This window comes from Curtobacterium sp. MCLR17_031 (genome assembly GCF_003234775.2).
Taxonomy (GTDB): domain Bacteria; phylum Actinomycetota; class Actinomycetes; order Actinomycetales; family Microbacteriaceae; genus Curtobacterium; species Curtobacterium flaccumfaciens.
Genome location: NZ_CP126270.1, coordinates 1,284,682 through 1,298,627 on the forward strand (window position 1 = coordinate 1,284,682; position 13,946 = coordinate 1,298,627).

Annotated in this window: 20 protein-coding genes; 8 read left to right on the plus strand and 12 right to left on the minus strand. The window is 68.6% G+C overall.

Annotation, left to right across the window (positions count from 1 at the left end; translation table 11 throughout):
* Nucleotides 1-276: 276 nt before the first annotated feature.
* Nucleotides 277-504, plus strand: a complete 228-nt coding sequence (locus tag DEI96_RS06160) for a hypothetical protein (protein ID WP_111023230.1) — start codon at nt 277-279, stop codon at nt 502-504.
* A 68-nt stretch (nt 505-572) separates the two neighbouring features.
* Nucleotides 573-764 carry a hypothetical protein gene (locus DEI96_RS06165; RefSeq protein WP_111023231.1) on the plus strand — a complete coding sequence of 64 codons (192 nt, stop codon included), beginning with the start codon at nt 573-575 and terminating at the stop codon, nt 762-764.
* An 8-nt stretch (nt 765-772) separates the two neighbouring features.
* Here the strand turns inward: DEI96_RS06165 and DEI96_RS06170 are convergent, their stop codons facing one another.
* The gene (locus DEI96_RS06170; protein WP_111023232.1) at nt 773-988 is read right to left on the minus strand and encodes a hypothetical protein; all 216 of its coding nucleotides are present in this window, start codon (nt 986-988) and stop codon (nt 773-775) included.
* 87 nt (nt 989-1,075) lie between these two features.
* Here DEI96_RS06170 and DEI96_RS06175 point away from each other — a divergent pair, with 87 nt between their 5' ends.
* Entirely contained in the window at nt 1,076-1,420 is a 345-nt protein-coding gene (locus DEI96_RS06175; protein ID WP_111023233.1) for a DUF2750 domain-containing protein, read from the plus strand.
* A 408-nt stretch (nt 1,421-1,828) separates the two neighbouring features.
* Nucleotides 1,829-2,035, plus strand: a complete 207-nt coding sequence (locus DEI96_RS06180) for a hypothetical protein (RefSeq protein ID WP_111023234.1) — start codon at nt 1,829-1,831, stop codon at nt 2,033-2,035.
* A 113-nt stretch (nt 2,036-2,148) separates the two neighbouring features.
* Here the strand turns inward: DEI96_RS06180 and DEI96_RS06185 are convergent, their stop codons facing one another.
* The 3 genes from DEI96_RS06185 to DEI96_RS06195 are packed head-to-tail and all read right to left on the minus strand — an operon-like array spanning nt 2,149 to nt 4,382.
* Nucleotides 2,149-2,745, minus strand: coding sequence for a TlpA family protein disulfide reductase (locus DEI96_RS06185; RefSeq protein WP_111023235.1), 597 nt, complete (start codon nt 2,743-2,745; stop codon nt 2,149-2,151).
* 52 nt (nt 2,746-2,797) lie between these two features.
* Nucleotides 2,798-3,136: an ASCH domain-containing protein gene (locus tag DEI96_RS06190; protein WP_111023236.1), complete on the minus strand. Its 339-nt coding sequence runs from the start codon at nt 3,134-3,136 to the stop codon at nt 2,798-2,800.
* Between the two features lie 55 nt (nt 3,137-3,191).
* Complete coding sequence (locus DEI96_RS06195) at nt 3,192-4,382, minus strand: FAD-dependent monooxygenase (RefSeq protein WP_111023237.1); 1,191 nt, start codon at nt 4,380-4,382, stop codon at nt 3,192-3,194.
* A 55-nt stretch (nt 4,383-4,437) separates the two neighbouring features.
* Between DEI96_RS06195 and DEI96_RS06200 the strand changes: the two genes are divergently transcribed.
* The gene (locus DEI96_RS06200) at nt 4,438-4,920 is read left to right on the plus strand and encodes a MarR family winged helix-turn-helix transcriptional regulator (protein ID WP_111023238.1); all 483 of its coding nucleotides are present in this window, start codon (nt 4,438-4,440) and stop codon (nt 4,918-4,920) included.
* A 127-nt stretch (nt 4,921-5,047) separates the two neighbouring features.
* Here DEI96_RS06200 and DEI96_RS06205 read toward each other — a convergent pair whose 3' ends face one another.
* Complete coding sequence (locus DEI96_RS06205; RefSeq protein WP_502866293.1) at nt 5,048-5,482, minus strand: winged helix-turn-helix transcriptional regulator; 435 nt, start codon at nt 5,480-5,482, stop codon at nt 5,048-5,050.
* Between the two features lie 124 nt (nt 5,483-5,606).
* Between DEI96_RS06205 and DEI96_RS06210 the strand changes: the two genes are divergently transcribed.
* A complete protein-coding gene (locus DEI96_RS06210) occupies nt 5,607-6,260 on the plus strand; it encodes an FMN-dependent NADH-azoreductase (protein ID WP_111023239.1) in 654 nt (217 codons plus the stop codon).
* A gap of 9 nt (nt 6,261-6,269) precedes the next feature.
* On the opposite strand, the gene DEI96_RS06215 is transcribed toward DEI96_RS06210, so the two are convergent.
* The gene (locus DEI96_RS06215; protein ID WP_071404295.1) at nt 6,270-6,980 is read right to left on the minus strand and encodes an SDR family oxidoreductase; all 711 of its coding nucleotides are present in this window, start codon (nt 6,978-6,980) and stop codon (nt 6,270-6,272) included.
* A 56-nt stretch (nt 6,981-7,036) separates the two neighbouring features.
* Between DEI96_RS06215 and DEI96_RS06220 the strand changes: the two genes are divergently transcribed.
* The gene (locus tag DEI96_RS06220; protein WP_111023240.1) at nt 7,037-7,432 is read left to right on the plus strand and encodes a MerR family transcriptional regulator; all 396 of its coding nucleotides are present in this window, start codon (nt 7,037-7,039) and stop codon (nt 7,430-7,432) included.
* A 10-nt stretch (nt 7,433-7,442) separates the two neighbouring features.
* On the opposite strand, the gene DEI96_RS06225 is transcribed toward DEI96_RS06220, so the two are convergent.
* Both DEI96_RS06225 and DEI96_RS06230 read right to left on the minus strand, forming a co-directional pair.
* Nucleotides 7,443-7,817 carry a VOC family protein gene (locus tag DEI96_RS06225; protein WP_111023241.1) on the minus strand — a complete coding sequence of 125 codons (375 nt, stop codon included), beginning with the start codon at nt 7,815-7,817 and terminating at the stop codon, nt 7,443-7,445.
* A 131-nt stretch (nt 7,818-7,948) separates the two neighbouring features.
* The gene (locus DEI96_RS06230) at nt 7,949-8,644 is read right to left on the minus strand and encodes a helix-turn-helix transcriptional regulator (protein ID WP_111023242.1); all 696 of its coding nucleotides are present in this window, start codon (nt 8,642-8,644) and stop codon (nt 7,949-7,951) included.
* A gap of 255 nt (nt 8,645-8,899) precedes the next feature.
* Between DEI96_RS06230 and DEI96_RS06235 the strand changes: the two genes are divergently transcribed.
* Nucleotides 8,900-9,970, plus strand: a complete 1,071-nt coding sequence (locus tag DEI96_RS06235; protein WP_111023243.1) for a magnesium and cobalt transport protein CorA — start codon at nt 8,900-8,902, stop codon at nt 9,968-9,970.
* A 61-nt stretch (nt 9,971-10,031) separates the two neighbouring features.
* Here the strand turns inward: DEI96_RS06235 and DEI96_RS06240 are convergent, their stop codons facing one another.
* The 4 genes from DEI96_RS06240 to DEI96_RS06255 form a co-directional block, all read right to left on the minus strand.
* Nucleotides 10,032-10,811 carry a hypothetical protein gene (locus DEI96_RS06240; RefSeq protein ID WP_111023244.1) on the minus strand — a complete coding sequence of 260 codons (780 nt, stop codon included), beginning with the start codon at nt 10,809-10,811 and terminating at the stop codon, nt 10,032-10,034.
* Between the two features lie 25 nt (nt 10,812-10,836).
* On the minus strand, nt 10,837-11,376 hold the full coding sequence (locus DEI96_RS06245; protein ID WP_083389453.1) for an RNA polymerase sigma factor: 540 nt from the start codon (nt 11,374-11,376) through the stop codon (nt 10,837-10,839).
* A 134-nt stretch (nt 11,377-11,510) separates the two neighbouring features.
* Nucleotides 11,511-12,293 (minus strand): NADPH-dependent F420 reductase, encoded by a 783-nt coding sequence (locus DEI96_RS06250; RefSeq protein ID WP_111023245.1) that lies wholly within the window; start codon nt 12,291-12,293, stop codon nt 11,511-11,513.
* 75 nt (nt 12,294-12,368) lie between these two features.
* Nucleotides 12,369-13,886, minus strand: a complete 1,518-nt coding sequence (locus tag DEI96_RS06255) for a SulP family inorganic anion transporter (protein WP_111024474.1) — start codon at nt 13,884-13,886, stop codon at nt 12,369-12,371.
* Nucleotides 13,887-13,946 lie beyond the last annotated feature (60 nt).

Genomic DNA, 13,946 nt, shown 5'->3' on the forward strand with positions numbered 1-13,946 from the left:
CTGGGGGTGACCGGACGGTGCTGCCGGGTACGGCGGCGCGCGTGGGACGCCACGACAGAGGCGCAGACCCTGGACGCGTGCCGCTGACGGACTGGAGGCCCGGTGCCAGCTGGTACCGGGCCTCCTGTCCGTCAGTTGCGGGCCACCGAGACCTGCCTGTAGCTGCGAGGAGACATCAGACCTTCGTTCCTTGCACTGGCTGGTGCCCTTGTCGAGGACGAACGGGTTCCACCCCGAGAACGTTACGGCGCCGCTCGTTGACAGTTGGATGGAAGCATGTTCTCTCGCATTCCGCCCCGGGTGTTCGGCCTTGCGTTCGGCCTCGGGGCTCTTGTCGCGGGGCTCGTGATGGCGCTCCTCGGTGCGGGCGTCCAGTACGTCGGACTCGTAGCGGGAGGGCTGGTCATCGCGGCGATGGGATTGCTCGCTGCGATCGTCGGTGCGATCGGCTTCGCACTCCACGGGTCCGCCCGATCCGAGCGTGACCGGACGAAGCGAACCTGAGTCGCTGGCAGGCTCGCTCGGTGGTCGATCGTTGTGCGAGACAATCCGCTCGCCGTTACGTTGAGCTGGTGAAGCCGCCGAAGTATCCGCGCCCGTTTGCGTGGTTCATGGTGATCGCAGCCAGTCTTCTGCTCGCGCTCGGACTGCTGAACCTCATCATCAACACCACCCGCCCCGGGTCGTGGCTTCTGTTGATGGTGCTCATGCCGTGGCCGCTGTATGCGGGCTTGAAAAGCTTGCGGGACGGCGAAGACCGCTAGCGGATCGGCTACCGGGAGCTCTGCTTGTCGCTTCGTCGTCGCCACTCCCCGCCGGCATAGGCGAGCGTGTACAGCCCCAGGATGGTGAGTGGTGAGATAGCCAGGAAGACCAACATCGAGTCGACGAGGACCAACAGCGATCCGGCGACGCCGAGAAGAACGACACCGACGAGGACCAGCGTCCACAGCGGCAGGCGTCGGCCCAGCCACTCGTGAGTCGTCATGATGCTCAAGTTACCCGTGGAACCACCCGACCGACGTCCCCATGGGCCATCGGCTACCGGCACGAGGGTCTGCGCTAGTTTTGTGGTGTGACTGTCAGTGCTGCACAGGCGTCGTCGTTCTTTCGTGAGATCGGCAGCACCGGGCCGGTGTGGACGGTCGAAGACAACAACGGTGTGCCCGCACCGAAGGCAGCCGATGGCCGCCGGGCAATGCCGTTCTGGTCTCGGCGGTCGCGCGCGGAGCGCGTCATCGCACAGGTTCCGGCGTACAAGGGCTTTCGACCCCTGGAGATCTCGCGCGTTGACTTCGAGAGCCGATGGCTTCCGGGAATCGAGAAGGACGGACTGAACGCAGGTCTGAACTGGTCGGGACCTCGTGCGACGGGCTACGACCTGACGCCAGAAGAGCTCCGAGCCCAACTGGCCGCCTAGCGATCCCGTACGCGGCGATCCTCCGGCTCTCAGCGCCTGAGGAACTCGGCGACGAACGTCCCAGCTGCGATGACGCCTCCGAGAACAAATCCACAGCCAACGAATCGTGTGAGTTCCGGAGTGAACTGCCCTCCCCAGAACTCCCCTTGCACTTTCCGCGCGAAGCGGGAGATCGGCCTCGGGAAGAGTACGAGAACACAGCCCCATGTGACGCCGACCACTGCCAGCCCAACCAAGAACATGCCCACTTCGCTGAGCGTAGCGCGGTCGCGCAGCGCAAGCGATGGAAGCAGTACCGCAAGCCGATCGGCTAACGGGAAGTTTCCACCGGCCTCGTCACTGAACGAATGCCGTTGACCGCGAGGCGAATTGATACCGATCCATGACGGTGACGATAGATTCGCACTCATGACCCCTCGACGCGTCGTACTCGCGACACTGGGTGCGCTCGTCATCGTCATCGGTTTCGTGTTGATGGCCCACTCGGACGGCACGCTCGACCTTCTGGTCGCGTTTCTCGTCATCTTCATCGGGGCCGCTGTAGTCCTGTTCACCACGGCTCGACCGGGCCAAGCGGCTCTCGCCCGCTACTGGGAAAAGTTCGAGAAGAAGTAGCCACGACGCCCGTCCCTCCTGCCGGACCGTCAGGCGATACCTCCACGGGGCACCCCGCCGTCCGCGCTCGGCGCACTGACTGCCTCGTTGTTCAGGACTCCGACGTCACGTCGTCACTTGTTGGCTTCGTCGATCAACGTCGTCAACACACTGCGATTGATCGGCCCGAGGATGCGGGCGCTCACCCGGCCCTCCTTGTCGAGAATGATGGTTGCCGGCGTCGAGTTGGGGGCGTTCGTCCCGGAGAACGCGAGTTGCACGGCCGCGTCCTGGTCAACGGCGTTGCTGTACGAGACGTCGTGCTCCTTCACGAAGGCAAGCGCGGTCGCTGCCGAGTCCCGGACATCGACGCCGAGGAACGACGCCTGGGCGTGCCGATCATCGCTGACGGCTTGGAGGTCCTTCGCCTCGACGCGGCAGGGTGCGCACGACGCGTACCAGAAGTTGAGGACGAGCGCCTTGCCACGGTACTGCTCGGCTCGGATGACCTTGCCGTCGAGGTCATGCGTCTCGAAAATGACCCGTTCACCACGATCGTTCGCGGCGAACTCCGTGACAGCACCGTCTCCCGAGATGTAGTTCTTCGTCTCGCCGTCGCGGTACTGCTTGGCCAGGCCGTCATTGCCGCCCGTGCAGCCGGTGAGGGTCACCGCGACCGCGACGGCGACGCCGACCAACAGTGCAAGACCCCCGACTCGACGTTGCCTCATTGCGCCAGGGTATGCGCGCTGGCGGCCACTCTGGTGTCCGTCAGCAGATGCCCTACAGAGATGGCCGAGTCATGAGTTCTGCCACTTCGACGACCGCGTCGTCCGGCATCTCGGGGTAGTAGTTCTCGCGGAGCTGTTCCCCGAAGCGCCGCATGTCCGTCCCCGGAGGCTGATGCGCCTGTTCTGCCGTGAGGGTGTCGAGCCGGTACCGGTGCACGGCGGTGATCGCGCCGGCCAACGGTTCGGCGGTCGGGTGATCGTCGAAGACGAACGTCGCCGCGCCGACCTGTACGGACTCGTTCCACCGCACGGTGGTGACCTTGTCGCCGCGGATGATCGCTTCGTGGTGCTTCTGATGGAAGTGGACGGTCCCTGGGGCTGTGTCGGCCATGCTCCCAGCTTGCCGGACGTCGCGAAGTGAGTGCGTCCCCTGCCTCGCTGAGGACTCAGCGATCGAGGAGGACCGGCAACTCGCGATCGGTCTCGGCGACCTGGGTGAGCTTCATGGCGACGGGTCGAAGCGGCCGTGACATCAACACCTTGTTGAGGAGCCCGCGGAGCGCGAGAGCGAGTCGGGACTGCGGGTACGCCAGTGCCTTGAGTCCGCGAGGGAGGTCCTGCACATCGTCGACCAGCGGGCGCATCCACTTCTCGTACGCGGTCAGCGCTGCTTCCTGGTCCTGCGTCACGTCGGCGAGCTCCGCGGCAAGGACGTACCCGGCGGTGAGCGCGAGTGAGGCGCCGCCGCCACCCATCGGTGTGACGCACCATCCGGCGTCACCGGCCATCACGACGTGGCCGCGGTGCCAGGTCCGCATCCGGATCTGCTGGAGCTGGTCGATGTAGACGTCCGGGGACGTGTCGAGCGCGTCCAGGACCCGTGGCGCCTCCCACCCGACTCCGTCGTACCTGCGCCGCACCGCCGCCAGTGTCTGCTCACGAGTCAGACCCATGACGTCGTCCCCGGGAGAGTAGGCGAGGATCGCGCGGGTGGTGCCGTACGGGTCGGGTCGCAGGTGGACCTGGCGTCCGCGAACGGCGTTGTGCCACCGCCAACGGTCGTCATCGCTGTCGGTCCGCGGGATGGTCCCGAACACCATGGTGACGTCGAGGTCGCGCTGGTCGACGTCGTCCTCATCGAAGACCATGCCACGAGTCCGGGACCGCACACCCTCGGCGATGACGAACAGGTCCGCGCTCAGGCGCTGCCCCTTCGCGGTCGTCACGGTGACTCCCGCAGCGTCGTCGTCGACGTCCGACACGGTGTCCCCGTAGATGAAGGAGACGCCGGCCGGCAGGTTGTCGAGGATCGTCCGAGCGAGGTCGCCGCGCAGGATCTCGAGTTCCGCTGTCGCACCGCCGGCCCCGTCGGAGGGCAGTTCGGCGGTGACGGCCCCTCGCCCGTCGACGAGGACGGTGCCCGTCTCGGTGGTGTTCCGTGCCTTCACGGCGTCGAACAAGCCCATCTTGCGAAGCACGTCGCGCGCGACGCCTCGAACATCGACGTTCTGTCCGCCGTCACGGAACGCAGCGGCTCGTTCGATGACGGTCACGTCCCATCCGGTCCGTCGGAGCCAGTAGGCGGTCGACAGGCCAGCGATACTGGCTCCTGAGATGACAGCGGTGCGGTTTGCCATGGTGTTCCTCCGTCGTGAGCTTTAGAGTAAAGATACTACACAGTAAAGGAATCTGATGGATGACGTGTTCGAGACGGAGTGGGACGCACCCCAGGTCGAGGTGATGGAAGCGCTACAGACATGGGCCGTGGCGTTCGCGGAACTCAACCAGCTGATGTCCTCGTGGCTCGACCTGCCGACCACAGATGCGAACGCCCTCGGACAGGTGCTCTGGGCCGACTCGTCCGGGGACCCGCTGTCGCCCGCACGGCTCGGGCAGAGGATCGGTATGACCTCCGGCTCCGTGACGGTGCTGCTGAACCGCTTGGAAGCGGCCGGTCTGCTCGCACGCAGCCGCGAGCACACCGACCGGCGCCGGGTGACGCTCCGTCCGACGCCGGCGGCACGGGAACGTGCGCGGGCGTTCACGGAGAGGTCGACCGCCGAGATCGCTGCCGCCCTGCAACAGGTGCCTGCAGCGGAGCTGGAGCACCACGCCGCGTTCATCCGCCGCATGGTCGGTGCCGCGACGGACGCCGCGGACCGGCTCCGCAGGTAGTGGTACGTCGTGCAGCACCCGTCAACGGACCCGGCATGGGAGCCGGAGCCCCTCGCCTCCTGAGCTCGGGTGCCAGCGCTGTTCTTTCCGCTCAGGACCCGACCGGGGGCTGGCGCCAGGGTCGTCGTCATCGATTTCGGGCGTCACCATCACCGTCGAAGACCTGCCGGTTGCCGGCGATCACCTGCTGGTGTTCCCGCACCCAGTCGGCGAGGGCGAGGGCCACGTACTGCAGCGACCGTCCGAGGTCGGTGAGCTCGTACTCGACGCGCGGCGGCACCTCGGCATGGACCGTCCGCGAGACGAGCCCGTCGCGCTCGAGTGCGCGCAGCGTCACGGTCAGCATCCGGCGTGAGATGCCGGGGATGACCTCGGAGAGCTCGGTGAACCGCCGCCGCTCGTCACCGAGCACCCCGATCACCAACAGCGTCCACTTGTCGCCCATCCGGGACAGCAGCGACCGGAAGAGTTCCGGGTCCTCACTCGTGCACAGCTCGGCCATCGTGGGCATCGACTGGTGGAGCCGGGCCTGCAACGTATCCAGCGCGGTCTGGTCCGTCATGGGGTCTCCCGTGGTTACTGCCGGGTAACAGGGGATCGTTTGCGGTAACGGGAACCCGGCGGGCAGGGTTACTCATCGTAACCGAAGCCCGGGTCGTCGACTCGGGAACGATCGAAGGAGTGTCATGACCCTGTTCCGACTGGACGCCAGCATCCGCACCGAGGGTTCCACCAGCCGAGCACTCGGCGACATCGTCGAGAGCGAGTGGAGTGCCGTGCACGCGGGCGCCGAGGTGACCCGCCGTCACGTCGGCACCGACCCCGTGCCCGCCGACAGCTGGGCCGACGCCGTCGCCGCATCTGCGACGCCCGAGTCCGAGCGCACGGCGGCCCAGGCAGCGGCGGTCGCCCTGGCCGCCGAGCTGACCGACGAGCTCGCCGGTGCCGACGCCCTGCTGTTCGCCGTGCCGCTCTACAACTTCGGCGTCTCGCAGCACTTCAAGTCCTACGTCGACCTCGTGCTGACCGACCCGCGCATGGCACCCGGCGCCGTGCCCGCGACCGCGGGCAAGCCGGCCGTCCTCGTCACGGTGCAGGGTGGCAACTACTCCGCCGGCACACCCCGGGAGGGCTGGGACCACGCCACGGCCTGGATGCGACGCATCCTGGAGGACGTCTGGCAGCTCGACCTCGACGTGGTGACGCGCGAGTTCACGCTCGTCGGGGTGAACCCCGCCCTCGACCAGTTCACGGAGCTGGCCGACGAGCTGCGGGTCCGCGCCGAAGAGCAGGCGGCCCGGCACGGCCGCACGTTGGCGGCCGTGCCGAAGGCTGCGTGAAGCCGGCTCCTACGACGCGAGCATCTGCGCCACCACCGCGTACAGCTCCTTGGGGTCCCCGGCGAGCATCTGCTTGATCAACGCGGCCTGCTCGTCCACCACGACCTCGTAGTCGTCGCGTTCGACCCCGTCCAGGGTCGCGCGCGCCACGTCCGCCGGGTCGGTCTTGGCCATCGAGATTCCCGCGGTCATGTCGGTGTCGGCGACTCCGAGGTGCACGGACATCACCGCGGTCCCTTGGCCGGCCAGCTCGTGCCGCAACGCGTTGCCCATGTTCCACAGGGCGGCCTTCGACACCGCGTAGGCGGAGGCTCCGGGCATGGCGAGCCACGAGGCACCCGAGGCGATGTTCACGATGCTCCCACCGCCGTTCGCCGCCAGGACGGGTGCGAACGCGCGGATCACGGACAGGGTGCCCCAGACGTTCGTGTCCATGTCGGCGTGCGCTGCGTCCAGGTCGCCCAGCAGGGTCGCCGTGGTCGCGATCCCCGCGTTGTTGATCAGGAGATCGACGTCGGTCGCGACCGCGGCGGCAGCTGCGACGGACGCGGGGGAGGTGATGTCGAGGGCGAGACGCTCGACGCCCTCGAGGTCGATCAGTTCAGGGCGTCGGGCGGTGGCGTAGACCTTCGCCCCGCGGGCGATCAGCTGTGCGGCGAGGTGGCGTCCGATACCGCGGTTCGTGCCGGTGACGAGGGCGGTGGCTCCAGAGAGGTTCATGCTCGCTACGCTAGAACCTGACGTCAACGTGAGATTCAAGCCCGAGGGACAGAACGATGCGGATCGGTGAACTCGCAGAACGGGCCGGCGTCAGCGTCCGGTCGCTGCGGTACTACGAGGAACAGGGCCTCCTGGAGTCCGAGCGGACCACGGGCGGACACCGGGAGTACCGCGAGCCCGACGTCGCGCGGGTGCGCTTCATGCAGATGCTCTACGCGGCGGGCATGCCGAGCCGCCGGATCATCGAACTCCTGCCGTTCCTCGACACCGGGGTCGCGACGCGGACGATGCTCGACCACTTCGACGAGGAGAGCGACCGCATCGAACGCCAGATCGAGGCCCTCGGCGCCACCCACGACCGCCTCGCCCGGCTCCGCGACATCGCTGCGGAGTCCGTCGCGGGGCGGCCGCCGGAGGAGTGCCGCTCGTCAGCGAACGCCGCCGCCGCCTGAGCCACCCCGCCTAGCTCGCGGCGGGCCTGCTGAACAGGTTGACGACGTTGCCGTCCGGGTCGCGGACCAGTGCGGAGCGGTTGCCCCACGGCATCGTGGTCGGCTCCAGGACGACGTCGTCGCTGCTGCACTGCAGTCCGACGAAGTCGCCGTCGACGTCGGCGACCTCGAACTCGATGAGCACGGAACGGTTCGTGGCCGGCGTCAGCGCGCCGCTGAGCATGGCGACCGTGGCGGTGCTGGCGATCGCGAGGGTCGCACCCGGGCCGCTGAACTGCGCGAAGACCGGTGCGGGGCGCTCGGCCGGCTGGCCGGTGATCCGCTCGTAGAAGGCGACCATGCCCTCGAGGTCGTCGGTGATGATGCGGACGGATGCGAACGACATGGGGTTCCTCACGGTGGTGCTGCTGACTCGGAGCGACCAGCGTCACCGACCGCCGCGACACCGTCCTGTCGGTGTTTCCGGAAACCGACCGCGTTTCCGGAAACCGACCGCGTTTCCGGGGACCGACCGCGCTAGTCGTCGAGGACCGGCCGGAGTCGTCCGTACTGGATCGCGAGGTCCTCGGATCGCAGGACGCGCTGCGCCGGCCGCTCGTCGGTGACCTCGACCGACAGCATCCGGTCGCCCCGGAACGCCCGCACCCCGTCGCGGGTCCGGCACCAGGCGATCAGGTACCACTGACCGTCCTTCCCGATCGACCCCAGCGGTTCGACGTCGCGGACGGACTCCGCTCCGCCAGCGTCCCGGTACCGGACTCGCACGACCCGATCCGCGCGCAGGGCCGCCGCGAACTCGGCCGGGACGGCCGTGTCCTCGTCGTCCTCCAGGAAGTGCACCCGGGGTGCCAGTGCGCTGGCTCGTACGGCGTCCCCGGCGGGCATCACCGCGAGCGTCTTCCTGGCCGCGGTCTGCGCCGCCTGCCGGAACGGACTCCGCCCCAGCGAGCCGAGCCCGATCAGCACCGCGAGGGCCTCGTCCGGCGTGAAACCCGCCGGGCCGAGCGTCGCGGACGCGTCGATGACGTACCCGCCGGTCCGGCCGGGCTCCGCCCAGATGGGCAGACCCGACTGCTGCAGCGCGGAGATGTCCCGTTCGATCGTCCGCACCGACACCTCGAACCGCTCCGCGAGACGACGCGCGCTCCGCGGCTGCGGGGAGACGGCGCGCAACTCCTCCACGAGGCCGTAGAGCCGATCGGTGCGATTCACCTCGCCATCTTCGCTGTCGTGCCGAGGGTTCCGTCAGATCCACGCCGTCTCGTCTGCCACGTGCCGGACTGGAGGCACGGTGCCAGCTGGCACCGTGCCTCCAGTCCGTCCTGGGGTCGCGCCCAGGACGTGTCAGGACTCCGACAGGAATCCGGCGCGAAGCGTGAGGGCTCCGTCAGGGAAGCACGCACGCCGTCGGCGGTCCGGCATGCTCGGCAGGTTGCCCGCATGCACCACGGAACCAGGAGGACACCGGTGGCCCTCATCGACAACGGCATCTACGTCAACGGAACGCGGACGGAGTCGCCGCAGGACCTCAGCCTGACCGACGAGGCGCTCGACGCTGCCGGAAGCGGCGCCATGGCCTGGATCGGGCTGTTCCGACCGACGGCCGCCGAGCTGGCGTCCGTCGCGGACGAGTTCGGGTTGCACCCGCTCGCCGTCGAGGACGCGCACAAGGGACACCAGCGGGCGAAGCTCGAGCGCTACGGCGACACCCTGTTCGTGGTGCTGCGACCCGCCTGGTACGACGAGGACGAGGAGACGGTCGAGTTCGGTGAGGTGCACCTGTTCACCGGGCGCGACTTCGTCGTGACCGTCCGGCATGCGGAGCAGCCGAACCTGGCCGACGTACGGAAGCGACTCGAAGCCGATCCGGACGCCCTGGGGCGCGGGTCCGAGGCGGTGCTCTGCGCGGTCCTCGACGAGGTCATCGACAGCTACGCCCCGGTCGTCGCCGGGCTGCAGGACGACATCGACGACATCGAGGACGACCTGTTCGACGGTGACGTCGACCCGGCGTCCTCGCGGCGGATCTACCAGCTGCTGAGCGAGGTCATCGGGTTCCAGCGCGCCATCGGCCCGCTTTCCGGGATGCTCAACGCGTTGCTGCGCGGCGCCGAGAAGTACGGCACCGACATCGAGGTGCAGAACCAGCTGCGGAACGTGCTGGACCACGCGATCCGCGTCACCGAGCGCGTGGACACGTTCCGGACGCTGCTCGAGAACGCGCTCACGCTGCACTCGACCCTGGTGACGCAGGAGCAGAACGACGCGATGCGCCGGATGACCAGCGCGAGCCTGGCACAGGGGGAGGAGAGCCGGCGGCTGGCACGGGCGTCGATGGAGCAGGGCGAAGAGGTAAAGAAGATCTCGTCCTGGGCGGCGATCCTGTTCGCTCCCACGTTGGTCGCGTCGATCTACGGCATGAACTTCGAGCACATGCCCGAGCTGCGGTGGGTGTGGGGGTACCCGGCGGCGATCGTCGCGATGGTCCTGCTGGCGGTCGTGCTGTGGGCGGTGTTCAAGCGGCGGCACTGGCTCTGAGCGTGCGTGACGACGGACTGGAGGCGCGGTGCCAGCTGGCGCCGTGCCTCCAGTCCGTCGGTCAGTCCGTCCAGGTCTGCTGGACGAGCGCTTTCAGGAGGCCGTCGGTCGGGACGTTCGACTGCGTGATCGAGATCCAGGTGTCGCCGCGCACGAAGAACGTGTGCGTCGTCTCCACCCGGTCCGAGTAGTACATCGACGTCTCGGTGTGCTGGCACGAACGTCCACCGAGCGTGTCGGTGCAGGTCCAGTCCTTGTCGGCGACGACGCGGAGGCGGGCCTGCAGGACGTCACGATCTGCCGTGCCCATCTCGAGGAACAGCCCCTCGTCGCCCTCGGAGGTACCGCCCGGTGTCCAGGAACAGACCAGCTCCGCGTCCTCCTTGAACGGGATCTCGGGGTCGATGTAGTAGTCGGTCCTGCCGCCCGGTACCTGGGGTCGGAACTGGGTGATCCCCAGCGAACCGAACAAGCGCGGAGCATCGGCGGCCGGCACGGCATCGGTGCACGCCCCGGGGATCGTCGCCGTGGTGTCGGCCGGCGCCGGGGTCGGCGTGATGCGGGCCGCGGACGGTGACGGTGACCCGGTCGGTGCCGGTGTCGGCGGTGCAGAGGACGGCACGGGTGCCGGTGCTGCGGCGAAGGGCGTCGGAACGAGTCCGAGCGCCACCGAACCGCTCGCGGTGCCGATGCCGAGCACGGCGATCAACGCCACGATGAGCCCGGCGCGACGGTGTGTGGAAGCCGGGCGAGGCTTGTCGTGCATGCCCCGGACGACCTGCTGCCGCATGTCGGCGAGCATCCGCTGCATCTCGTCGCCTCCGGGCGGCTCGTTGCTCATCGGGGACCCGTGGTCGGTTCGTCGTTCATCGTTCATCGTTCGTCACCGCCTTCTTGATCCGTGCACGGGACCGCCACACGCGCTGGGTGACGGCGCCGACGCTCATGCCGAGCAGGTCGGCGGCCTCGGCGTAGGAGCGGCCCTCGATGAGGCAGAGCTCGCACACCTGGCGATCGAGTGGTGCGAGCGCGTCGATCTCGGCGCGGACCCACCGCAGCCGTTCGCGGGCGTCGTCGTCCGGCTCGGGCGCTGCGAGCTCGTCGGGCAGGTCGACACCCTCGTGCCGCCGCTGCTGTCGCCGCAGGTTCGCGGCGTGGTTCCGGCACACGACGAGCAGCCACGGCAGGAGTGACTCCCCGGGGACCTCCACGGTGTCGGCTTTCTGCCAGAGGGTCAGGAACGCGTCCTGCACGATCTCCTCGACGTCCATGCGCCGCGTGACCAGTGCCCACGTGTACCGGGTCATGGTCTCGGCGTGACGGTCGAACAACGCGGTGACCGCACTGCGGTCGCCGCGCGCTGCTGCCGCCACGAGCGCGCTGTCCGGCTCGGCTGATCGGTTCATGTCCACCCCCTTCACTCCGCAGTGTGCACGGAGGGGACATCCTCACAGATCCTTCGCCGCCGGGCGTGTCGTGTGGCCGAGAGGGCGCCCCGGAGTCGGCGGTCACAGGGGTGCCGTCGCGTCGCCCGGTCGCGTCAGGTGTCGGTCTCCCTCTCGGCCTCCGGCATCAGGTGGGTCCGACGCGAGACGACGTCGTCCGCCTCCATGTCCCGGTAGCGGCGCGCGTCGGCCAGTGCCCGCACGAGTTCGGTGGCGGTCAGCGGGACGACGTACGCCGGGGTCCCGCGTTGGAACCGCCAGCCCTCGCGGAGCGGACCGGCGTCCACGACGTCGAAGCCGATGCTCCGGATGAGCTCGCTGACGATGTCCTTGGCTGCGGCGTCGTCGCCCGCGACGGGCAGCGCTCGCCGCGGTCCTCCGCCCGGCCGTGCGTCCGTGGCGATCTCCTCGGCGTAGATGCTGTTGAACGCCTTCACCACACGAGCGGCCGGGAACGAAGCCTGCAGGAGTTCCGACGTGGTGGTCGACTCGTCGTCGAGCGCTTCGATGTGTCCGGACCAGTCGGTGTAGTAGTTGCCCGCGTCCATGACGATCCGGCCGTCCAGCGCGGCCGCCGGGAGCTGGTCGTACCGGTGCAGCGGGACGGCGAGCAGCAGCATGTCCGCCCGCTCCGCTGCCCCGACCACGGTGTCCGCGGATGCCCGCTCGCCGAGTGCGGCCACGATCTCGGACAGGCTCTCCGGGCCGCGCGAGTTGGCGAGGACGACATCGTGGCCGGCGGCGACGGCTGCCCGCGCGAACCCCGCTCCCACCTTGCCGGTGCCGATCACTGCGATGACTTTCATGGCGACGCTCCTGCCGTGTCGTGGGTGGCGTGTGGCACAGGTCGCACCACGGTGCTGCCACCCTCGGTCCATCGTGGGGCGGCTCGGCCCCGGTGTCTTCCGTCACGTGACGTAGGGGGGGGGGGGGGGAGAGAGAGGGGCAGGAGGTCAGTGGCCGGCGCCGAGGTTCCCGGCGAGGCGGCTGTGGAAGGCTTGGCTGGCGTCGTTCAGCCCGGCGATCTCGACCCGCTTGCCGTGCTGGTGGTACTTCGTCTCGATGGCGTCGAGTGCGGCGACGGTGGAGGCGTCCCAGATGTGTGACCCGGTCATGTCGATGACGACGAGTTCGGGGTCGTCGACATAGTCGAACTGGGTGGTGAGGTCGTTGCTCGACGCGAAGAAGAGTTCGCCCTCGACCGTGTAGAGCGCGTGCTGCTCACCGGTGCTGAGCGTCTCGATGCTCCGCGACACGGTGGCGAAGTGCGACACCCGGCGGGCGAAGACGATCATCGCGGCGATCACCCCGATGATCACGCCGATGGCCAGGTTGTCCGTGGCGACGACGATCACGACGGTGAGGACCATGACGACGGTCTCGCCGACCGGCATACGCCGCAGTGTGGACGGCTTGATGCTGTGCCAGTCGAAGGTGCCGACGGAGACCATGACCATCACGGCGACGAGTGCGGCCATCGGGATGATCGCGACGACGTCGCCGAGTCCGACGACGAGGACCAGCAGGAAGACCCCGGACAGGAACGTCGAGATCCGGGTACGGGCGCCGGAGGCCTTGACGTTGATCATCGTCTGGCCGATCATCGCGCAACCGCCCATGCCGCCGAACAGGCCGGAGGCGATGTTCGCCACCCCCTGCCCGAGGGCTTCGCGGGTCTTGCGGGAACCGGTGTCGGTGACCTCGTCGACGAGCTTCGCCGTCATGAGCGACTCGAGGAGTCCGACCAGGGCCATGGCGAGGGCGTAGGGGGCGATGATCGTCAGCGTCTCGAGCGTCAGCGGGACGTTCGGGATGAACAGGGTCGGCAGGCTGTCGGGGAGCTTGCCCTCGTCGCCCACGGTGGGGATGGCGATGGACGCCAGGACGGTGACGAGCGTCAGGACGACGATCGCCACGAGCGGTGCCGGGATGGCCCTGGTGACACGGGGCAGCAGCACGATGATCGCGATGCCGACGGCCCCGATGGGCCAGACGAGCCAGTCGACGCCGATGATGTTCGGCAGCTGCGCGGTGAAGATCAGGATCGCGAGGGCGTTGACGAACCCGACCATCACCGACCTCGGCACGAAGCGCATCAGCTTGGCTGCGCCGAGCCCGCCGAGGACGAGCTGGAACACGCCGCCGAGGAGGACGGTGGCGATCAGGTAGTCCAAGCCGTGCTCCTTGACCACGGGGGCGACGACGAGCGCGATGGCTCCGGTGGCGCCGGTGATCATCGCGGCACGTCCGCCGACGAACGAGATGACCACGGCCATCACGAACGCCGAGAACAGCCCGACGCGGGGATCGACGCCCGCGATGATCGAGAACGAGATCGCTTCCGGGATCAGCGCGAGGGCCACGACGAGGCCGGCGAGGACCTCGCGGAGCAGGATCTTCGGGTTCCGCAGGGCGGACAGGACGGTGGGGCTTGCGTGCACCGGAGCCGGTGCGGGCGTGACGGTCGTCACGGTTCTCCTTCGCTGAGGGATGCGGACGCTCGGCGTCCGTGGGGGGAATGTCGTGGGGCG